At 62.1% G+C, this 248-nt stretch carries 1 protein-coding gene; it reads left to right on the forward strand.

Annotated features, from left to right (window positions below; genetic code table 11):
• Positions 1-73: 73 nt before the first annotated feature.
• On the forward strand, positions 74-248 hold a 175-nt coding region (locus SB847_RS21875), incomplete at its 3' end, for a MazG nucleotide pyrophosphohydrolase domain-containing protein (protein WP_410578821.1).

The raw sequence follows: 248 nt of genomic DNA on the forward strand, positions 1-248 counted from the left end.
CTCCATTGAAGCCGGCGAATCCGCGGCGCGGGATGATGAACTCCGCGGTGAGTTAGGCGATGTCCTGCTTCAGGTGGTCCTTCACGCCCGGCTCGCCGAGGAGCGCGGAAGCTTCGATTTCGACGCCGTGGCGCGGGGCATCAATGACAAGATGGTCAGGCGGAATCCCCACGTGTTCAGGGAGGATGGATCCCTTCAGGACACTTTTCCGGCCACGGTGGAGGAAATCGTCCTGAAGTGGGATGCCG

Source organism: Bacillus sp. SIMBA_026 (assembly GCF_046535335.1).
Taxonomy (GTDB): Bacteria; Bacillota; Bacilli; order Bacillales; family Bacillaceae; genus Bacillus; species Bacillus velezensis.